The sequence below is a fragment of the Bifidobacteriaceae bacterium genome (genome assembly GCA_031281585.1).
Classification (GTDB): Bacteria; Actinomycetota; Actinomycetes; order Actinomycetales; family WQXJ01; genus JAIRTF01.
Map to the genome: position 1 here is coordinate 1 of JAITFE010000087.1, position 18,636 is coordinate 18,636.

Sequence of the window (18,636 nt, forward strand, 5' to 3'; positions counted from 1 at the left end):
CGCCCCGCGAGACTCGACCGTAGTCATGGCTCTTCCTTCCACTCCGTCAACCAGGTTTGCCGTGCTGTAGGAAAACGTACCGCTGGGGGCGGCGCGGGCGGGTCTGCTCGCAGCAGACAATTTCGGGGGCCGGGAGCGGGACACCGCGCGTCGACACCACCGTTCGGGTGGTGTCGATCACGGGTGCCGCCGATGCCGCCGGCTCGTCTCTCAGGGAGACCGCCGCGCCGTTTGAGAGGGCTAAAGGCCCCGCAGCGTCATTCGCGCACGTGAAGAGCCTCAGTGCGTGATGGTCGCTAGGCCACCAACTGCTGGACGCGTTGGCGTGAGACCCCGAGTACGGCGGCTGCGTCAGCCTGCGTCATGCCCTTGGAGGTGAGTTGTTTGGCGGCCTGACGGCGAAGAGTTGCAGCCTCGTTGAGCGCCTCCCTTCCCGCCTGCTCGCGGGCGGCCGCCTGTTCGATAGCTTGGCGGATTGTTTCGGGGACCCGATACGACACGCGGACTCTGACGTCCGGATCTTCGGTCCACAACGCCGCCAAAGCGCGAGCCTCGGCAGGCACTTGCGCGGCGGTCGGGGCTTGGCCCATGGCCACGATTCGCCGGTCACCGCCCCGTGGGGACGGCGCGCTGAGCGCAGAAATCTCGAACGTCCACCATCTGCCGTCAGGGTATGCGACCACGTCATAGTCTCCGGCCATCGGTCACCTCCACTCTCTTGGCGCTTCCGGGAACTCGCTGATGATCTGGCCTATGATCCCGGCGCTGACTTCCCGATGGGCGGGAATGCGGAGGCGTGCTCTGCTGGCCGGGTCGCCCCAGAGTTGGTGCGATCCCTTGCCTTCCCGGAGCAGCGTTCAACCTTGTCCGCGCGAGAACCTGACCACGTCGCGACACGTCCGCGGACGCGGCATTTGGAAACGCTAACGACCGGGCGCCTGGAAGGCAAGGGCGGCTAGCGCAAATGCCGTATCGCTGAGAGTCTCAGGTCGGGGGGTTCTCGCGCGCGCAGTCGCCCGATGTCCAACAGCCTGGCGAGGTGTCGAACCGGGGGAGTGCCCCAAGCACAGTCGCCCGGCTCTGATCGGGGTTTCCGGGCGGATCCGGCGATTAGGGGTTTGCCCAGGTCAGCAGGGCGTGGCCGGCCCGCGCCTGGCCCAAGGCCAGGCCGCCGTCGCCTGCCGGGACCAGGCGGTGGGTTAGGACTGGGCGATCTGCCGCTGACAATAGCGCGAGCGTCGAGCGGGTCAGGAGCCGGTTCTGGAAAACGCCGCCGGTCAGGCCTATCACTTCGGCATCCGCCTGTTCGGCGGCCCGGCTCAAGGCGGCGGCCGTGATCCAGGCCAGGCCCGCGTGGAAGCGCCGCGCCAGGCAGGCGCGTTCCAGCCCGTCACGCGCGCCGCGCACCGTGTGGACCAGCAATGCGGCGGTCAAACCCTCGCCCCCCGCGCCGAGGGCGCTGGCCCGGCCGGCCGGATCGTCACCGCGGGTGCCCGCGACGTTGACGTGGGCCTGGACGGCATCTACGCCGATGCGTCCTACCGGGGAGTTCGGCTCACGGGCGCCGGGAAGCGAGCCAGGGGCGTTCGGCTCCCGGCCTCCCGGATGCTGGCTGGATCCGCCCAAAACGCCGCCGCCCAACTCCGGAGCCCACGCCGCGCACGCGGCGTGATCGCAGGCGCGGGCCAGGCGCTCCAGTTCCATGGCCGCCTGCGCCTCATAGGTGACATGCTGGCGGACCCCCAGGATCGACGCGACCGCGTCGAACAGCCGCCCCGCCGAAGTGGTCAGGTGGATCAGGCCAGGCAGGCCGGCCGCCGCGGCGGTGGGTAGGCCGCGCAGCAACGCCAACTCCGCAGGCGCGGCCGCCTCCAGCGGCGGTAACCCCGACCCGTCCAACCCCAGTTGGTCCATCAGCGCCACGGCGCACTTCCACGGCGAGGCCTGCGCGGCGTCCCCGCCCGGAAGCCAGTATTCGTCCAGGTGCCAAGCCCGCTCGAAGTCGAGCGGGTCGGCCGTTCCGCCCAGCGCCAGCACCTCCCCGCCCCAGCTGTGCCCGTCCAAGCCGTAGCCCACGCCGTCGAAGGCGGCCACCACCGCGCGCGCGTCCGGCCCCACGCCGTGCTCCGCCAGCAAGCTGAGCGCGTGCGCGTGGTGGTGCTGCACCTGGACCAAAGGAGCCCCCCGCTCTAAGCAGTACCGTTCCGCCCACCGCGTGGTGGCGTAGTCGGGGTGCAAATCGGCCACCACCAGGTCAAACGCGCGCCCGTGCATGGCCGCCATCTGCTCCACGGAACGGGTGAACGCCCGCTGCGCCGCCGGCGAGCCCATATCCCCGATGTGCGCCGACAAGAACGCCAGCCCGTCCCTGGTGACCGCGAACGTGTTCTTGAGCTCGCCCCCCACGGCCAACACGGCGGCATCGGCGTCGCCAAGGGCTATCGGCAGCGGCGCGTACCCACGCGAGCGGCGGATCGGGACTGTGACGGCGGCATCGGACATCAAGACCGAATCCTCCACCGGGACGTGGATGGGGCGGTCGTGGGTCAAGAAGGCGTCCACCACCGCGCCCAAGTCCGCCACGGCGTCCTCGTTGCGGTACCGGAGCGGCTCGCCGGAGACGTTTCCGCTGGTGGCGACGTAGACCTCGTCGCCGCGCACCAACAAGTGGTGCAAGGGCGCCGAGGGCAGCATCACGCCCACGTCCCCAAGGCCGGGCGCGACCTCTTCGGCCAGGTCGTAGCCGGTGCCCATGGGCGCCAACACGATGGGGCGCTGCGGGCTGACGAGTTCGCGCCGCTGGGCCTCGGAGAAGTCCGCGAACCGCGCGGCGCCGACTGCGCTCGCCGCCATGACCGCGAACGGTTTGCCCGGCCGCCGTTTGCGCCGCCGCAGCCGCGCCACCGCGCCCGCCTGTCGCGCGTCGCAGAACAGCGTGAACCCGCCAATCCCCTTGACCGCGACGGTCCCCCCTTCGGCCAGCAGCTTTCTCGCCTGCCCGATGCCGTCCTCCCACGCCCCGATCTCCCTCCCGTCCGCGTCCGCCAGCCAGAGCCGGGGGCCGCAGTCGAAGCAGGAGATCGGCTGCGCGTGGTAGCGCCGGTTGGCGGGGTCCTGGTATTCGGCCGCGCAGGCGGGGCACATGGGGAAGCCGGCCATGGTGGTGTTGGGCCGGTCGTAGGGCAGGTCCCGGATGATCGAAAGTCGGGGCCCGCAGTTGGTGCAGGTGATGAACGGGTAGCGGTGCCGCCGGTCTTCGGGGTCCCGCATTTCGGCCAGGCAGTCTTGGCAGGGCGCCATGTCCGGCGGGATGAGCGTGCGCGCGCCCGGCCGGCGCCGAGAGGGCACAATCCGAAACTGGTCTTCGCCGGCCAGGACCGCGCCGGGCGTTTCGGTGGCGCTGACCACGTGCGCCAAGGGCGGCAGGCCGCCGATCACCGCTTCGATGAAGCGGGCGGTCTGCCCGGGCGTGCCCTGGGCTTCGATGAACACGGCCGCCTCGTCGTTCCCCACCAGGCCGGTCACGCCGTGTTCTTGGGCGACCCGCGCCACATGCGGCCTGAACCCGACGCCCTGGACAACCCCCCGCAACGTCCAATGGCGCCTGACCAACACGAGCGACAGTCTACGGCGGGGCGAGTTGGCGGGCTGTCGCCCGCAACAACCATCCGAATGCGTCCCAATTTGGTGGTGTAGCATGGTTGTCGTTATATACCGACAATCGGAGGGCCTGTGACCGCGGAACTGCGGCGCCAATACAGCGCGCGCGAATTCAATCGGTTTCCCGGCGCGGTGGCTCGAGCCGCACACCGGTTTGGGCACGTGACCGTGACGCACAGGGGTCAGGAATCTCTGTTGGTGATGGACGCGTCCGCCGCCCGCGCCGCAGGCGTGCTGAGTCCTACTGCGGCCCGGTCGTTGTCCAATCTGTTGGAAGTCGACGTCGACACAGCGTCATGGGGCGAGCCGCCCCGAGTTCGGACCGCGCCGCGGATTCCGCAAGAGCCCCCCGGGTCGGACCAGTGACCCTGCTCCTTGACGCCAACATGCTGTCGGAAATGCGCAAACGCGAGTGCCTGCGCAACCGGGGAGTCAAAGCGTGGGAGCGAGAGACGGACCTGTCGGCGGCGTTTCTTTCAGCCATCACCGTGTCGGAATTGGCGACCTGGGTGGCTCTGGTCAAACGCAGAGACGCCGCGCAGGGGCCGCTCATAGAACAGTGGTTCCATGGCCGGGTGCTTGAGTTGTTCGGTCCCCGCATACTGCCGGTGGACACAGGAATAGCCGTGCGGGCCGGCCTTCTTCACGTCCCCGACCCGCGCGACTATCGAGACGCGTTCATCGCGGCCACGGCCTTGGTGCACGGCCTGACCATCGTCACCCGCAATGTTGCCGGCTTCGCCCCCACGGGGGCCAAGGTCTTCAACCCGTTCACCTGAGTCCCGGCTGGGGAGACCAGGCGAGAATAGGTACCGTCCCCGTTTGCGGGGTGCCGGACCTCGACCACCAGCCACGGCAGACGCGGATGCGTACCGTCCCCATTTGCCGGGGGCCCGGGCCAGGCGGCCGGTCCGGCGCGCAGCGCCTAGTGTTGGGGCTTGTGCATGAACTGTCGCTGTGCCGATCCATTTACGCGATCACGGCGCGCGCGGCCGGCGGCAGGCGTGTCACCCAGGTGGAACTCGATGTGGGCCAGTTGCGGCAGGTGGTCCCGGAGACCCTTGCCCGCTGTTGGGACGTGGTGATCGCGTCCACGCCGTTGGAGGGCGCCGCCCTGGCGGTCAACCACATCCCCGCGCGGGCGGTGTGCCAAGATTGTGGGGCGAGCCTGACGCTTGGCCCCGCGCTCAAAATGGTTTGCGGCGCCTGCGGCGGGCGGGCGCTGCGGATCGAAACCGGTGAGGAATTCCTGGTGCGATCCATCGACGTCGCGGGCGACCCGGCCCCGTGACCCGGCGCCGCGACTGTCGGCATAGGCGAATCAGGGAAGGGCGACCGAAATGGGACGGTTCCACAGGCACGATGACGGCACGGTTCACTCGCACGGGCCAGAGGAAGGCGCTGGCCACGCGCACACGCACGGCCCTGACGGCGGTGCCGGCGACCACCAGCACACGCACCATGACGAGCACGGCCCTGATGGCGCCGAGTCCCACGCGCACACGCACGGCCCTGACGAGGGCGAAGGCCCTACACACACGCACGGGCCAGGCGACCCCACCGGCCACGGCCACGCGCACCATGACGCGCCCGGCGGCCACGACGGCATCGGGCATGGGGGCGACCACGCCGAGGACATCGGCGACCACTCGGGCTACCAGACGGGGCCGGAGCGGATCCAGGTGCTGGAGCGCATCTTCGACGAGAACGACGCGGCGGCGGCGGCCAACCGGGCCAAGCTTGACGCCGCCGGCGTGCGGGCCGTCAACGTGATGTCCTCGCCGGGGGCGGGCAAGACCACCTTGTTGGCGCAGACGCTGGACGCCCTGGCGGGGAGGGTGCGCTGCGGCGTGGTGGAGGGCGACATCGAAACGTCGCTGGACGCCGACAAACTGCGCGGCCGCGGCGCCCAAATCGCGCTGGTCAACACCGGGGCGGGATTCGGCGGCGAATGCCACCTCGACGCCCCGATGGTGGCGCACGCGCTGGGCGGCTTGGACCTGGAAAGCCTGGACCTGCTGCTGATCGAGAACGTGGGCAACCTGGTTTGCCCCGCGGAATTCGACGTGGGGGCGCACCGCAAGGCGATGGTTTTCTCCGTCACGGAAGGCGAGGACAAACCGCTGAAATACCCGGTCATGTTCCGCACGGTGGACGCGGTGGTTCTCAACAAAGTGGACTTGCTCCCGTACGTGCCGTTTGACGCGGAGGCGTTCCTGGCCAACCTTCGGCAGGTCAACCCGACCGCGGTGCTGATCGAGACCAACGCTTTGACCGGCGAAGGCGTTCGGCAGTGGATCGAATGGCTGGAAGGCGAATTGGTAAACTGAGCCGGTCAAGGCCCCGTTGGAAGGCACGCCGTGGAATTGTTCGGAATCAGTGGATCAGAATTCCTGGTCTTGGTGATTCTGGCCGTCCTGGTGGCCGGGCCGAAAGGCGCGGTTCAGGCGCTGGCCCTGCTCAAGAAGGGGTTGGCCTCCTTCCGGGAATGGAACGCCCGGCTGCGGCGCGAAACCAGCCTGGGCGACCTGGCCGCAGACCTTAACTTGGGCCCCGGCGGCTTGGACCTGAGCCAATACGACCCGCGCGCGTTGGTGCGCCAAACCGTGAAGGAAGAGATGGAGGCGTGGGCGCGGCAGGCGGACTCGTCGCCGCCGGCCGGCCAGGGCGTGGCCAGCCGGGCCATCCCCCGCCCGCCCGGCGCGGCCGCCAAGGACGAAGCCACCGCCGATGCCGTCCCAACCAGCCCCAGCCCCGCCAACCCTGGGGTCGCCGCCGGTTGCGCAGCCCCGGCCGGCGCCCGGGCGCCGGACGCCAACGCCACCCACTCAACCATCGCGACAGACTCGACCGGTCGGGCGGTCGCGGCATCCCAGACGGAAGGAATGTCATGAGACCCTGGCACATTGTTGTCCTGGTTGTTGTGCTGTTGCTGGTGTTCGGCGCGAACAAGCTGCCGGACCTCGCCAAGTCGATCGGCCAGTCGCTGAAAGTGTTCAAGAAGGAAGTGCGCGAGTTGAACGAGGAGCCGCCGGCGGCTCCGCCGCCCGCCGCCGGGCCGGGCGCGGTCCCGCCCGCTGAGGCGCCTAGCGGATCGGCTCCGGCCACGGAGGACCCGCCCGGCACATGACCGGACCTGATCGCCCGGACGCCAAGACCATGCGGGTGGCCGCGCATTTCCGGGAACTGCGCAAGCGCCTGGTCTTGGCGCTGGTGGGCGTGGGTTTGGCCAGCGTGGCGGGATGGTTCCTGTACGAACCCGCGGTGGCGTTCATCTCCGAGCCGCTGGTCCAAATCGACGACACCAACGCGCAACTGAACTTCCAGACCATCTCAGCGGCCTTGGACTTGAAACTGAAGGTCGCGTGCTGGCTGGGCCTGCTGGTGGCCAGCCCGTGGTGGATCTTCCAGGCCGCCGCGTTCATTGGCCCGGGCTTGAACCGCCGCGAGAAACTGCACACGGTCGTGTTTGGCCTGGTGGGGCTGGTCTTGTTCGCGGCGGGCGCCTTTTCCGGGGTGATCGTGGCGCCCCGCGCGGTTCAGATCCTGGTGTCTTTTGTCCCGGAGGACGGGGCGGCGTTGATCTCGGCCGCCTCCTATGTCAGCTTCTACACCTATCTGGTGGTGGCGTTCGGACTGTCTTTCCTGGTCCCGGAGTTGCTGGTGGCGGCCAACTTCGCGGGCTTGGTGAAAGCGCGCTCGCTGGTCAAGGCGTGGCGCGTGGCCGTGATCGCCGCCTTCACGTTCGCGGCGGTCATCAACCCGATCCCCAGCCCCGTGCCCATGATCATCCAGGCCCTGGGCATGCTGGCCCTCTACTACCTGGCGGCCCTGGTCGCCTACCTCCACGAGCGCCGCGCCGCCAAACGCGCCGCCGACGACTGAGCGCCGCAGTCCACGGCGTCGTCCCCGACGCCGTCCCCGTGCGGCCGCCTTCCCGCAGCTTGGCAACGGGGCGCGGTAACGCCAAAGCCGGAGTTCGCACGGGTTCCCGATGCCGTCCGCCGAGTCACGCGCAGCCCGCAGTTTGCGCTGGTTGCGGCCGCTGCCTGGTGCCGCCGGCCGTGCGCGGCGCCCAGCTCGCTCGTGGCGGCCGGGGCCGGCGGCCTGCGCGGCTACTCGCCCGGAGGCCCCGCGGAAGTGGGTGGCGTGGGGATGAACCCGAGTTCCGCGAAGGCGGCCAGAGACAGCGCCGCAGATTCGGGGTCCAGCAACTCGACGGCGAAGCCCTGCTGCACCAGCACGTAGTCGCCCACCTGGGCCTCCGGCACATAGGCCAGGCAGCAGGTGGCGGGCTGGGCGCCCGGCTCCAGGCGCGCCATGGGCAGCGGGCCCGGCTGGATCTCAACGATCCTGGTCGGCACTGCCACGCACATCCGCCCTCACCTCAATCCTCGACAACCACGGTCTTGACCGCCACGCCCATGTGTCCGGCCGGGGCGGCCACGCACGGCAAGCACGGATCCGCCTCCCGGATCGCGTTCTCCAGAGCCAATTCTCCCGCTTCCGCCGCGAACGCCTGGACCAACAGCCGCGACAGCCAGTATTCGTTCTGCGCGGTGGGCGTCAGAATCAGCGCCTGATCAACCGCGCCTTCTTGGTCGGTCCGGTAGCGGTGCGCCAGCAGCCCCCGCGCGCCGTCCACCCAGCCCACGCCGACCCGGCCCTGGGCCTGGGGCGGCAGGCCTTCAGCGGCCTCGGCCCGCAGGGCCCCCCGCCCGCCGGCGCCGCCCGCGAGTTCGGCGATGGCCTCCACGCAGTTGACCGCCAAGACCGCCCGCGCCGCCAGCGTTCCGCCGCCGCGCGCCAGCCAGTCGCCACGCAACGCGGCCGCCACCGGCGTGGCCGGTTCCCCGACCCGCAGTTGCGCGACGGGCCCGACCCGGTAGCGGCCCAGTTCCGGGCCGCCCGCCAGCAAATACGGTCGCGATGCCGCCTCCCCCGGCCGCTCCTCCGCCACCAGTTCGTCCCATTCGTCGGCCGTCGCGCCGTCCACTACCACCGCGCCGTCCGGGCCGACCGCCCGCAGGCGCGCCCCCAGAGGATCCAACCGCCCGTCCGCGTCCACCAACGCCACGTCCGCCCCGAGGAACCCCTGTTGCCCGATGCCGTCCGCGCCGTCCCGCCTTCCCGTCCGTCCCGTGTCACCACCCGAGCGGGCACCCTGCCCGATGCCGTCCGCTCCGTCCCACCCGTCCGCCCGTCCGCCAAGGTCGGTGCCTTGCTCGATCCGGTCTGCGCGGGGCTCAGAGCCCGCGCCTGCTTCGCCGCGGCCGCGATGGTCAGCGCCGGCGCCTCGCGTGGCCTCGCCTGACGAGCCGCCACCCGGGCCGACGTTCAGGGCCCAGCCGAACAAGTCCCGCGCCACTGTCAGGGCGGCGGGGGCGGCGTCAACGCAAGCTTGGGCGGCATCGGGCACCAAGGCGCCGGACACCCCGCCAACCACCGCGCTGGCGGGGAAGTGGCCGGGCGAGCCGGCGGCGGCCTGGGCTAGCTTGCCGAGCTTTCGCAACGCCAGCCCGTCCTCGCGGCCGGCGGCGAAGAAACTGGTCGCGTGCATTGTGAGGACCGAGCCGTAGTGCAGCAGGCGGCGGATGCGGCGGGCTTCGGCGGGGATCGGGCCAATCCCGTGCAATGCCTCCAGCGCGGCCACGCCGGCCAGGTGGTGCGCGGCGGGGCAGACGCCGCAGAGGCGCTCCACCAGCGGTGGGACCTGTTCGACGGGGCGGCCTAGCAGCAGCGGCTCCAACCGGGGCAGGATCGACAGGTCGAGGCGGGCGTCCAGGACGGCTCCGGCCGGGGAGAACTCCACCACCACGTTGGCGCCCACGCCGTCCACCGGCTGGTCGACGATCAGTCGCAAGGTCACTGTGCCACCATAGTCCGGTGCATGAATTGGGTCTGCTCAGGTCCGTGGTGCGGGCGGTGGACGCCGCCGCCGCCAAGGCCGGTGCGGGCGCGGTGGAGCGGGTCGGGTTGCGGGTGGGCGAACTGTCCGGCGCGGTCCCGGAGGCGCTGGCGGGAGCCTGGCCCGTCGCGACCGCCCGCTAGCCGGGTGCCGGCGGGCGCGCTCGCGTCATGGGCGAAGGGCTCCGGTTCAGCGCAGGGATTCGCGGGCGCGGCTTGCGAGCATCACCATGCGGGGCGAGTTCTTGATGGCCTCGAAGCCGTGGTGGGCATAGAAGGAGGCGGCCTCATCGTTGATCGGGTCAACCACTATCACCCGCCCGCTGCTGATCGCCGCCGCCCGGCAGATTGAGTCCAAGGCGTCAAGCAACAGGTGCGTTCCGAATCCTCGCCCCTGGGCGGATCGGTCCAGGGCCAGCCTGCCAAGAAGGAACCCCGGAACAGAAGTGACACCGCCCGCCGTTCGACGGTTTAGCCCCTCTGCGGAGACCAAGGTTGGGGCGATCGAGTAATAGGCCATGACGCGCGCGTCCTCCACCCAAACGACGGTGCGCGCCGTGCCCTGCGCCTGCGCGCGCCAAGCCAATCGGCGCAGCCAATCGTCGAGAACCAGATTGCCGCAAGAGAAATCGGAAACCCCGTGGTCTTGCCTCAACTCTTCCGACAGGAACCGCTTCATCCGCGCTCGAACGGCGTCTCGCGCCCTGCGTGGCGCGCCAATTCCGGAATCGGCTCAGGGGCGCGGTCGAGCGCGGCGACCAGGGACGCGAATTGATCGGCCGGCATCAGCGTGCGGTCTGCCCGGCTCAACACCAGGTTCGCTTGGTCCATGGCCGCGCCGACCACGAAAGCGGAGACCGACTCCCCCAACACCTCGGCCGCCGAAGCCAACGTCCGCATAGTCTCCTCGTCCACGCGCGCCTCAAGCCTTCGAGTCTTGGCGCCCATCGCGATCCCCCTCAATCTGTACGGCATCTGTGCGGCACCAGCTTAGCCCTTGTCGACTTCCGGAGCGCCCGTCCCCAACCCGGTTGTTTGCCAATAGAACTGTTCCAAGGCGGGTGTTCGCGGACCCGGCCGGGTGGTCCAACCGGGGCAGGATCGACAGGTCGAGGCGGGCGTCCAGGACAGCTCCGGCCGTGGAGCGCTCCACCGCCGCGTTGGCGCCCACGCCGTTCACCGGCTGGTCGACGATCAGTCGCAAAGTCACTGTGCCACCATAGTCCGGTGCATGAATTGGGTCTGCTCAGGTCCGTGGTGCGGGCGGTGGACGCCGCCGCGGTCAAGGCCGGGGCGGGCTCGGTGGAGCGTGTCGGGTTGCGTGTGGGCGAGTTGTCCGGCGCGGTCCCGGAGGCACTGGCGGGGGCATGGCCCATCGCGACTGCGGGCACCCGGCTCGCGGGCGCCATCCTGGAAGTCGAGGAGTTGGGCGCCGCCATCTGGTGCGACGCCTGCGGTTCGGAGCAGCCTGTGGACCAGTTCTACGCGCTCAGATGCCCGGCCTGCGGCGCGCCCTGCGGCAACCTGGTCCGAGGCCGTGAATTCGAGGTCGCCTTCGCCGACGCGAGTTAGCCGCCCGCCGCTCCCGCCCGGCGCGTCATCGGCTCAGCCCAGTTCGAGCACGTTCCGGCGGTGTTTGGGGCTCAGCGGCGCGGCGATGCCCTTGTCGAACGTGGCGAGACGGCCGCCCCGGGCGATTGCGAGGTTGAGCAGGTGCGTGCCAGTGATCTGCCCAGGGCCGTATAGGTGTGCTGTGACGGCCCGGAGGTCCGCCAGGGAGGTGTCGTCGGGCCAGAAGACCGCGCCCGGTAGCTCACGCAGTTCCCGCAAACGGTCGAGGGCTTGGGCACCGGTGAGCGGATCGCCGACCGGCGTGCGGGTCATCAACACCCGGAGGAGGCCCGCCTCCGTGAACGGGGTCGTGGCGAACCTGGCCGCGCCAGCCAGCCACCGGTGGGCCGCGTCATGGTGCTCGTGGGCCGCCATGAACAGCGCCACCAGAACATTGACGTCCGGTAGGTCAGTCCTCATTGAGAATGTCCGCGACCATCTGGGAGGTCAGCACCCCACTCCCCTCGGCGACCGTCAACCCGTTGCGCTTCTTCGGCCCGGCGGCCGGGCCGGGCCGGCGCTCGTTGACGCGCTCCTCGGCCAAGTTAACCAGAATGGCCGCCGGGGTCGCGTCCGGGTACCACTGCCGGCCAGCGTCAATGATGCGTTGCACGCGCGGAACATGCGTGATCTGAGTGCGCGGACGAACTGTCGGCATGGCCGAAGTGTACCACCGAACCGGTGGACCATGAGTGGTGTACCACCCTCACCACGTGCCCCGACAGGCGGACGGGGCGGGCCTGGTGCCGGATTGACCCGGAACGGGTCGCGGGGCCCGTTTGAGGTCAAGTCGGCGCCGCCCGGACCCCGGACTGGGCCGTTCCAAACTGGCCTTCCGCACGGACCCGCATGATGATGCCGTACCCGTCGCGGTGACAAGGAGGACGGTGGTGGCCCGCTAACCGCTCGTCGCTCCCGCCTCGCGGGTCAGAAATGCCACCTTGAGGGACACCAAGGTTGATTCAGGCGAGGTGTTCGGGACGGCCCAGGCGACGGCCGGGTAGTTGACCACCGGGTTCGAGTAGCCCTCGTGCTCCGCTATCCGATACAGGACTGAGTCGCGGATGTCGAGCAGATACTCGCCCGCGTCTCCGGTTCCGGAGCCGTTGCCCCATGCCGCCCAGCCAGCCGATACGAAGGCGGCGTCGGTTCCCGTGGAGTTCAATTCGATCTCGGTGAGCCTTCCGGTGGCGACTTCTTGCACGTAAACCCATGATCGGTCGGATTGAAGGTAGCTGTCAGGGTCCGCCCCCTGCCACACCGACCAGGCGACCGTGTCCGCGTCCGCGCCGAGCGCCGTGACCGCGAAGTCCGCGCTGGCGCCGCCGGGCCGCTCAACCACCACTTGCGGTTCGCTGCCCGGCCGCAGCGACAGGATCCGCTCCGTCAGGTCGGCGCTCATCTGCACAAACAACACCGATCCCGCGCCGTCTGAGGTGTGGAGCCACACATTGTCCGCCGTCGTCTCGATGGGACCGCCGCCGTCCACGTCGCGGGACAGCAGAGCCGTGGCCCACTGGTCCTGGGCGTGGCCGGGCACCGGGCTGTTCCAGAACGCCGTCCGTCCGGCCAGGCTGACGTTGATGTCACCCTGGACCAGCGGCAGGACCGAGCCAACCCCGAGTTCCGCAGATTCGGCGGCGATCCACTCCCGCCCGTCCTCATAGGCCACAATCCACCAGTCTGTCTCATAAAGGCTGGTGCTCGTGGTCTCAACCCAAGCGGCCAGGTCGCCCGCGACTGAGAAGGATATGGCCTGACGGGCCGGCAGTCCCGGATTCGACTCCTCGATCAGCGTGGAGCGCTCGCCGTCAGGGCCGTACAAGCCAATGCTCAACGGATCGGTCAGCAGCGGGCCGCCCGGCTGAGGGAAAGGCGACCATGAGCCGAACAGCGAGCCGTCCGCCCCCAGAGTCGACAGGTTCGGGCCGCCCTGGGTGGCGTCAGGGGCAGCGGTCGGGGAGGGGACGAGTGTGTACGCGGCCTGCAACAGCCCTTCCGGCACGGCCCCGGCGTCCCCGGTGGTCAGACAGACGGACGCCTCTTCGGCCAACGGCCCCGAGCAGGCCCGGCCGGTCGGAGGCGAGCCTATTGGCTCGGCCACGTCCCCGCCCGAAAGCGGGGACTCAGTCGGCGGCGTGGCCGTCCGCCCGTTCGTGCAGCCCGCCAATGCGAGCCCCAAGGCGAGAAGCGCCCCCGCCACTCGGACCCGCCCGCGCTCGCGGCTACCAGCCGATCGCATCTAACCGGAAATGTTGATTGGGCGCGGACTGTGCTCTGCACATCGATGGGGGTTCTCCTCTCGAAAGGCGGGAGTTACCGAGGGCTCCGGGCGGAACGGACTTGGTCCTGATCAGCCCTAACGACTGGACCGACCAGTCCCAAGGATATGGGCGGAAGCGGAGCGGTCAAAGCCAGCTGTCCAGGACTGCGGCCGCCTGGGCCGTGGCCGCCGGGATGGCGGCCTGGACCGCCGGGGTCAGACCCACCGCGAGGTCCACCCGCCCAGGCACAACCCCAATCACCACGATCTCCTTCGGCTCGCGGCCCAGCAGGCGGGCCGCGCTGAACACGTCCAGCAGCCCGATTTGATGCGGCGACAGTTTGGCGGCCAGCAGCCGGGGCAACTGGTCGCCGTCAAGCCGCACCACCTGGCCGGGGACCTCCCCGGCCACGGCGTCCAAGATCAGCAGCCGTTCGGCGTCCTCCACGACCGGCAGCAGGTCCAAGCCGCCGATGCCGCCGTCCACGTACTCGACAGCGGCTTCCGGCCGCGCTTCGCGCAAGCTGGCCAACAACTCCGGGCCAATCCCGTCGTCGGACATGATCGTGTTGCCGACCGCCAGCACGGTGGCACGCGCCGCGGCGGCAGAGAGGCCTGGTTTGGACGCGGGTGAGAGCGGAACCGGACCGGTCATCCGATTTCCGGGGCGTCCACGGGCTTGGCGCCGCGGCGCAGCCAGACGCCGCCGTTGATCATGGAGGAGATGCCGCCGTGGCGCTCCAGGGAATCGGCGCGAACCGCCAGGTAGACGTGCACAATCACGAAGGCCCACAGGAAGAACATCATCATGGTGTGGAAAAGCCTCAGGAATGGGATGCCCACCCAGTGGCTTGGCACGGCCATGAGCTCCCAGAACCAGTTGGTCTGGTGGTACAACCCGAACAGGCTCAAGCCGGTCAGCATCTGCACGCCGCAGGCGATGTACACGGCGGTGTAGGTCAACTGCTGCAGGGGATTGTGCGCCAGGAACAAGGGCGCCTCGTGCTTGACCAGCGCGTAGTGGCCCAGCACGCCGCCCAGGTGTTGCACGTCTTTTTTCGACTTCAGCGGCCACCACTCGTTCCAGCGCAGGTGGCGGTCCCGGGACGTGAAGGCGGCCACCACGCGGGTCAGGCCCAACACGATCCACAAGAATCCGACCGAGAAGTGCATCAGGCGCACCCAGCCCATCTGGAACCCAACCTCGGCGCTTTGCCCGCCGGCGGGCCCAAAGAAGGGGTCCATGATTATGTAGCCGGTGCAACTGAGCGTGAAGATGGCCGCCACGTTGGTCCAGTGCTGGACCCGCAGAGACGCGGACCAAACCTGCACCCAGGTCCAGTTGGACGGGCCCGAATTCGGCAGGGGCCTGGAGGCGCCCGTGCCGACGTAGACGAATCCCTGGACCTCGAACGGGCCCACCTGGTCGCGTCCGGCGACCCGCGCCGTCGCCACGGCCAGCGCGCGCCAGCCGCGGGCCAGCGCCCAGGCCGCGTTGCGGCGGATGAGCGTCTTGTCCTTGCGGGAGATGCTGGCCTTCGCCAGCACCGCCTCCAAAGAACCGCGCATCACCACGACGTCCGACCGCTCGTCGTCTTGCAGCGGGAAGTACCGCACCATGGTCAGGGAGTAGCGCTGCTCCGGCGTGGCCGGGTCCACGTCGTCCGGGTCAACTGGAGGCTTTTCCAGGTCGGGGCGGTCGTCCGCCAACGCCAGCGCCAGCGCCCGGTCAACCGGGTCGGTGCTGTCCGCGCAGGTCACCGCCGCCAGGCCCAGGACCACGCCCTCGCTGAGCCGGCCCAGGGTGAACGTGCCGCCCACTTTCACCTCGGGCGGCACCGAGATGGCGGCGGGGGCGGAGGCGTTCACGACTCCACCGCCTGCAATTCATGGCCGTTCGGATCGAGAACGTGGACGGCGCAGGACATGCACGGGTCGAAGGAGTGGATGGTCCGCAGCGGTTCCAGCGGTTGGGCCGGGTCCGTCAGCGGGTGCTGCCCGTTGCCGGCCAGCGACTCCTCGTAGGGTCCTTGCTGGCCGTCCTTGTCCCTGCCGCCGGCCAGCCAGGTGGTGGGGACCACCGCCTGGTAGTGGGAGACCTTGCCGTCTTTGATGGTCACCCAGTGGCTCAGATTCCCGCGCGCCACCTCCACAAACGACATGCCGGAGGCCTCCGAAGGCCAGGAGTCCGGCTCCCAGCGGGTCGGGTCGAACACGTCGATGTCGCCGCCCTTCAAGTTCTTGACGAAGGTCGGGAAGGTGGTCTCAGCCAGGATTTCAGCGGAAGTCAGGCATTCGACCGCGCGCGCGAGGATGCGGCCCCCGGTCGAGTTCAGCTGGGCCGCCGTGATCCCCAACTGCTCCATGGCGCCGTTCACGATCTCCACCGTGCGCGGGTGGCCCTGCGCGTACGCCAAGACCACGCGGGCCAGCGGCCCCACCTGCACGGCGCGGCCGTCATACCGGGGCGCTTTGCACCAGGTGTATTCGTCGCTGTCGCCCAGCCATTCGTACGGGGGCTTGGGCCCGGTGTACGCCACGGTGGTCTCACCCTCGCTGGGCTTCAAGCCGATGTCCCCGCCCTTGTAGGAGTACCAGGCCGAATGGACCCATTCTTCGATCTTTTCCGGGTCGAAGGGGTGCACGGTTTTCAGGTCGCCATCGAAGATCACGCCCGGTTTGATGGCGGTGTGCGCTGTTGGCCACTCGTTCGTGGCCGGGTCGCCGGCGAAGGTCGCCCCCGCCATCCCCACGGCCAGGTAGTTGTCCTGCGCCGCGCCAATGTCGAAATAGTCCTTGTAGACCCCGGCGATGGCGAGCGCGTCCGGCACGTAGCAGGACTTGACGAACTCCAGCGACTCCGCCACCCACACGCCGATCTGGTCCACTTGGACCTGGTTGACGGATTCGGTGTGGTTGGGGTCGATTGAACAGGCCATGCCGCCCACCAGGAAGTTCGGGTGCGGGTTCTTGCCGCCGAAGACGGTGCCGATCCGGATCATGGAGCGCTGGAACTCCAGCGCGTCCAGGTAGTGGGCCACCGCCATGAGGTTGGCCTCCGGCGGCAGCCGGTAGTCGGGGTGGCCCCAATAGCCGCCCGTGAAGATGCTGAGTTGCCCTGAGTCCAAAATGCTCTGGACCGTGTCCCGCACCTCGGTCATCCGCTCCAGCGTGTTGCCCTTCCAGGTGGAGCCGATCGCCCTGGCGAAGTCGACCGCCGCCTGCGGGTCGCCCTGGGCCGCCGAGGCCACGTTCACAAAGTCCAACGCGTGCAGGTGGTAGAAGTGGATGACGTGGTCTTGGACCTCTTGCGAGCCGAGCACCATGTCCCTGATGAGCCGCGCCTGCTCCGGCGGGTTGGCGCCGATCGCGTTCTCCACCGCCACGATCGAGGCGATCGCGTGCACGGAGGTGCACACGCCGCAGATGCGCTGGACAAACGCCCAGACGTCCCTTGGGTCGCGGCCCTGGACAATCTCCTCCAGCCCGCGGAACTGGGTGGTCTCGCTCCAGGCCTTGGTGATTTTGCCCCCATCCGACTCCAGTTCGATGCGGAGGTGGCCTTCAATACGTGTGATCGGGTCGATCACAAGCCGTTCTGCCATGGTTTAAAGCCCCTCTCCGCCGGTCGGGTTCCGCCGGGTGGCGTCCACACCGCCCGCCGCCGATGCCGCCCGGTCGCCTACCGCTCCAAGCCCCCCGCCGGGCGGCGGCTCGCCTTTGCACCCGCATCCGCCGTCTTTCCCGTCCCGGCCGCCATTCCCGTCTTGGCCCCCGGCGCACCCGCAGCCGCCCTGGCGGCCCGCCCCTGGGTCGCCGAACGCGGCCAGGGGCTCGGCGGCGTCCGCCTTGCGGCTGGCCGAGCGCCGGAGCGCCGTCAGGCCCGCGTGGACGCCGACTCCCGCGACTGTGGCGCCCACCAGGCCCCAGCCGATCTTGGTTGCGGTCGCCTCCACGCCCAGGCCGCGCACGTCCGGCAGAGCCTGGTAGAAGGGCGTGTACCGGTCGAAAAAGTCCTTCTCCGTGCAGCCGATGCACGGATGGCCGGCCCCGATTGGCCAGGATGTGTGAAGGTTCCACTGGAAGATTGGGCACGGGCTGAAAGTGGACGGCCCTTTGCAGCCGACCTCGTAGAGGCACCAGCCGGCGCGGGCGCCCTCGTCGTCAAAGGAGCGCACGTACTGGCCCGCGTCGTAGTGGGCGCGCCGGGGGCAGGAATCGTGGATGCGCTGCTCGTAGGCGAACAGCGGCCGCCCTTCGGCGTCTGTCTTCGGCAGCGCGTCATGGGTCAGGATGTAGCTGACGGTCGCGGTGATGACCTCGCCGATTGGCGGGCATCCGGCCACGTTGATGACCGGCTTGTCGCGGATGATCTCATCCACGCCGACCGCTCCGGTCGGGTTGGGACGAGAGGCCTGGACCGAGCCCCACACGGCGCAAGCGCCAACCGCGAGGATCGCGGTGGCTTTCTCCGCGGATTTGCGCAGGACCTCTTCGGCCGACTCGCCGCCAATGGTGCAGTAAATGCCGCCGTCTTTGGTCGGAATGGAGCCGTTCACCACCAAAATGTGGTCTTCCGCGTTGGTGTCCGCGAGGGCCTTGTTGGCGGCGTCTCCCGCCGCTGCCATCACCAGTTCGTTGTAGTTCACGGACAACAGGTTGAGGACCACTTCTTCGACCGTGGTGCCCCCGGACCTGAGCGTGGACTCCATGCAGCCCGTGCATTCCTGCAGCTGCAGCCAGACCACGTTCGGCTTGCGCACCGCCGCCAGAGCGTCTGCGATCTCTTCGGCCCTGGCCGGCTTGGCGCCCGCGCCGACTGCGAAGATGCCCGCCAGAACCCCGCAGTAGGCGAGGAAATCGCGTCTTGAAATCCCAGCCCGTGCGAGGTTTTCGCCCAGAGTGGGGTCTTGCCATCCATCGAGTTTGTATGCCACGCGAATGCCTCTCAAAGGATCTGCCGGGGAATCAGGGCCCGGGCGGCAACGACGGGCATCGATCACTCAACGGCACCGTTGCTGCGCCCTCGCAAAGTCTACACAAAATCGCCCCCCGGCCGGACCTTTGTCCCACTCGCGTCTCGCCGGCATGTCGAAACTGAGCTCGCCCTTCGGCTTGGCGAACCAGCGGTCTGTCGAGCGCCGGGCGGGCGCGGGCCGAGCGGCCGCCTGCGGCAAGTCTGACGCGGGACGCGC

The 18,636-nt window shown here is 69.4% G+C and carries 22 protein-coding genes; 8 read left to right on the top strand and 14 right to left on the bottom strand.

Annotated elements, in window-relative coordinates:
* Positions 1–296: 296 nt before the first annotated feature.
* Positions 297–701, bottom strand: coding sequence for a hypothetical protein (locus LBC97_10210; GenBank protein ID MDR2566406.1), 405 nt, complete (start codon positions 699–701; stop codon positions 297–299).
* A gap of 409 nt (positions 702–1,110) precedes the next feature.
* The gene (gene hypF, locus LBC97_10215) at positions 1,111–3,615 is read right to left on the bottom strand and encodes a carbamoyltransferase HypF (protein ID MDR2566407.1); all 2,505 of its coding nucleotides are present in this window, start codon (positions 3,613–3,615) and stop codon (positions 1,111–1,113) included.
* Positions 3,616–4,022: 407 nt separating this feature from the next.
* Between hypF and LBC97_10220 the strand changes: the two genes are divergently transcribed.
* The 6 genes from LBC97_10220 to LBC97_10245 all read left to right on the top strand — a co-directional run bounded on the left by LBC97_10220 (position 4,023) and on the right by LBC97_10245 (position 7,545).
* Positions 4,023–4,439, top strand: coding sequence for a type II toxin-antitoxin system VapC family toxin (locus LBC97_10220; protein MDR2566408.1), 417 nt, complete (start codon positions 4,023–4,025; stop codon positions 4,437–4,439).
* A gap of 161 nt (positions 4,440–4,600) precedes the next feature.
* Positions 4,601–4,951 carry a hydrogenase maturation nickel metallochaperone HypA gene (locus tag LBC97_10225; GenBank protein MDR2566409.1) on the top strand — a complete coding sequence of 117 codons (351 nt, stop codon included), beginning with the start codon at positions 4,601–4,603 and terminating at the stop codon, positions 4,949–4,951.
* A gap of 49 nt (positions 4,952–5,000) precedes the next feature.
* The gene (gene hypB, locus LBC97_10230; GenBank protein MDR2566410.1) at positions 5,001–5,990 is read left to right on the top strand and encodes a hydrogenase nickel incorporation protein HypB; all 990 of its coding nucleotides are present in this window, start codon (positions 5,001–5,003) and stop codon (positions 5,988–5,990) included.
* A 30-nt stretch (positions 5,991–6,020) separates the two neighbouring features.
* Positions 6,021–6,554 carry a hypothetical protein gene (locus LBC97_10235; protein MDR2566411.1) on the top strand — a complete coding sequence of 178 codons (534 nt, stop codon included), beginning with the start codon at positions 6,021–6,023 and terminating at the stop codon, positions 6,552–6,554.
* On the top strand, positions 6,551–6,790 hold the full coding sequence (gene tatA / locus LBC97_10240) for a twin-arginine translocase TatA/TatE family subunit (protein ID MDR2566412.1): 240 nt from the start codon (positions 6,551–6,553) through the stop codon (positions 6,788–6,790). Before LBC97_10235 ends, tatA begins: the two co-directional genes overlap by 4 nt.
* A complete protein-coding gene (locus LBC97_10245) occupies positions 6,787–7,545 on the top strand; it encodes a twin-arginine translocase subunit TatC (protein ID MDR2566413.1) in 759 nt (252 codons plus the stop codon). Before tatA ends, LBC97_10245 begins: the two co-directional genes overlap by 4 nt.
* Before the next feature lie 230 nt (positions 7,546–7,775).
* On the opposite strand, the gene LBC97_10250 is transcribed toward LBC97_10245, so the two are convergent.
* Together LBC97_10250 and LBC97_10255 are read right to left on the bottom strand one after the other, a co-directional pair.
* Positions 7,776–8,036, bottom strand: a complete 261-nt coding sequence (locus LBC97_10250) for a HypC/HybG/HupF family hydrogenase formation chaperone (protein MDR2566414.1) — start codon at positions 8,034–8,036, stop codon at positions 7,776–7,778.
* Positions 8,037–8,047: 11 nt separating this feature from the next.
* Positions 8,048–9,529, bottom strand: a complete 1,482-nt coding sequence (locus LBC97_10255; GenBank protein MDR2566415.1) for a nickel-dependent hydrogenase large subunit — start codon at positions 9,527–9,529, stop codon at positions 8,048–8,050.
* 17 nt (positions 9,530–9,546) lie between these two features.
* On the opposite strand from LBC97_10255, the gene LBC97_10260 reads away from it, so the two are divergent.
* Positions 9,547–9,711, top strand: coding sequence for a hydrogenase maturation nickel metallochaperone HypA (locus LBC97_10260; GenBank protein ID MDR2566416.1), 165 nt, complete (start codon positions 9,547–9,549; stop codon positions 9,709–9,711).
* Positions 9,712–9,757: 46 nt separating this feature from the next.
* Here the strand turns inward: LBC97_10260 and LBC97_10265 are convergent, their stop codons facing one another.
* From LBC97_10265 to LBC97_10275, 3 genes are read right to left on the bottom strand one after another with little or no spacing between them, the layout of a single operon-like run.
* Complete coding sequence (locus LBC97_10265) at positions 9,758–10,246, bottom strand: GNAT family N-acetyltransferase (protein ID MDR2566417.1); 489 nt, start codon at positions 10,244–10,246, stop codon at positions 9,758–9,760.
* Positions 10,243–10,515 (bottom strand): DUF1778 domain-containing protein, encoded by a 273-nt coding sequence (locus tag LBC97_10270; protein MDR2566418.1) that lies wholly within the window; start codon positions 10,513–10,515, stop codon positions 10,243–10,245. Before LBC97_10270 ends, LBC97_10265 begins: the two co-directional genes overlap by 4 nt.
* On the bottom strand, positions 10,490–10,777 hold the full coding sequence (locus LBC97_10275) for a hypothetical protein (protein ID MDR2566419.1): 288 nt from the start codon (positions 10,775–10,777) through the stop codon (positions 10,490–10,492). The genes LBC97_10270 and LBC97_10275 overlap by 26 nt, the downstream gene beginning before the upstream one ends.
* A 17-nt stretch (positions 10,778–10,794) precedes the next feature.
* Between LBC97_10275 and LBC97_10280 the strand changes: the two genes are divergently transcribed.
* The gene (locus LBC97_10280) at positions 10,795–11,139 is read left to right on the top strand and encodes a hydrogenase maturation nickel metallochaperone HypA (protein MDR2566420.1); all 345 of its coding nucleotides are present in this window, start codon (positions 10,795–10,797) and stop codon (positions 11,137–11,139) included.
* Between the two features lie 33 nt (positions 11,140–11,172).
* Here the strand turns inward: LBC97_10280 and LBC97_10285 are convergent, their stop codons facing one another.
* From LBC97_10285 to LBC97_10315, 7 genes are all read right to left on the bottom strand, one after another.
* Positions 11,173–11,598, bottom strand: coding sequence for a PIN domain-containing protein (locus LBC97_10285; GenBank protein MDR2566421.1), 426 nt, complete (start codon positions 11,596–11,598; stop codon positions 11,173–11,175).
* Positions 11,588–11,836, bottom strand: a complete 249-nt coding sequence (locus tag LBC97_10290) for a hypothetical protein (protein ID MDR2566422.1) — start codon at positions 11,834–11,836, stop codon at positions 11,588–11,590. The genes LBC97_10285 and LBC97_10290 overlap by 11 nt, the downstream gene beginning before the upstream one ends.
* A gap of 240 nt (positions 11,837–12,076) precedes the next feature.
* The gene (locus tag LBC97_10295) at positions 12,077–13,420 is read right to left on the bottom strand and encodes a hypothetical protein (GenBank protein ID MDR2566423.1); all 1,344 of its coding nucleotides are present in this window, start codon (positions 13,418–13,420) and stop codon (positions 12,077–12,079) included.
* 166 nt (positions 13,421–13,586) lie between these two features.
* Positions 13,587–14,096, bottom strand: coding sequence for a hydrogenase maturation protease (locus tag LBC97_10300; protein ID MDR2566424.1), 510 nt, complete (start codon positions 14,094–14,096; stop codon positions 13,587–13,589).
* A complete protein-coding gene (gene cybH, locus LBC97_10305) occupies positions 14,093–15,310 on the bottom strand; it encodes a Ni/Fe-hydrogenase, b-type cytochrome subunit (protein MDR2566425.1) in 1,218 nt (405 codons plus the stop codon). The genes LBC97_10300 and cybH overlap by 4 nt, the downstream gene beginning before the upstream one ends.
* The gene (locus LBC97_10310) at positions 15,307–17,046 is read right to left on the bottom strand and encodes a nickel-dependent hydrogenase large subunit (GenBank protein MDR2566426.1); all 1,740 of its coding nucleotides are present in this window, start codon (positions 17,044–17,046) and stop codon (positions 15,307–15,309) included. Before LBC97_10310 ends, cybH begins: the two co-directional genes overlap by 4 nt.
* A gap of 3 nt (positions 17,047–17,049) precedes the next feature.
* Complete coding sequence (locus LBC97_10315; GenBank protein ID MDR2566427.1) at positions 17,050–18,378, bottom strand: hydrogenase small subunit; 1,329 nt, start codon at positions 18,376–18,378, stop codon at positions 17,050–17,052.
* Between the last annotated feature and the right edge of the window lie 258 nt (positions 18,379–18,636).

Bases quoted from the DNA above. Each gene is read 5' to 3' on its own strand.
- LBC97_10245 (MDR2566413.1), top strand. From the start codon at position 6,787: ATGACCGGACCTGATCGCCCGGACGCCAAGACCATGCGGGTGGCCGCG.
- hypB (MDR2566410.1), top strand. From the start codon at position 5,001: ATGGGACGGTTCCACAGGCACGATGACGGCACGGTTCACTCGCACGGG.
- LBC97_10300 (MDR2566424.1), bottom strand. From the start codon at position 14,096: ATGACCGGTCCGGTTCCGCTCTCACCCGCGTCCAAACCAGGCCTCTCT.
- LBC97_10310 (MDR2566426.1), bottom strand. From the start codon at position 17,046: ATGGCAGAACGGCTTGTGATCGACCCGATCACACGTATTGAAGGCCAC.
- LBC97_10270 (MDR2566418.1), bottom strand. From the start codon at position 10,515: ATGGGCGCCAAGACTCGAAGGCTTGAGGCGCGCGTGGACGAGGAGACT.
- LBC97_10210 (MDR2566406.1), bottom strand. From the start codon at position 701: ATGGCCGGAGACTATGACGTGGTCGCATACCCTGACGGCAGATGGTGG.
- LBC97_10290 (MDR2566422.1), bottom strand. From the start codon at position 11,836: ATGCCGACAGTTCGTCCGCGCACTCAGATCACGCATGTTCCGCGCGTG.
- LBC97_10285 (MDR2566421.1), bottom strand. From the start codon at position 11,598: ATGAGGACTGACCTACCGGACGTCAATGTTCTGGTGGCGCTGTTCATG.
- LBC97_10250 (MDR2566414.1), bottom strand. From the start codon at position 8,036: ATGTGCGTGGCAGTGCCGACCAGGATCGTTGAGATCCAGCCGGGCCCG.
- LBC97_10265 (MDR2566417.1), bottom strand. From the start codon at position 10,246: ATGAAGCGGTTCCTGTCGGAAGAGTTGAGGCAAGACCACGGGGTTTCC.
- tatA (MDR2566412.1), top strand. From the start codon at position 6,551: ATGAGACCCTGGCACATTGTTGTCCTGGTTGTTGTGCTGTTGCTGGTG.
- LBC97_10295 (MDR2566423.1), bottom strand. From the start codon at position 13,420: ATGCGATCGGCTGGTAGCCGCGAGCGCGGGCGGGTCCGAGTGGCGGGG.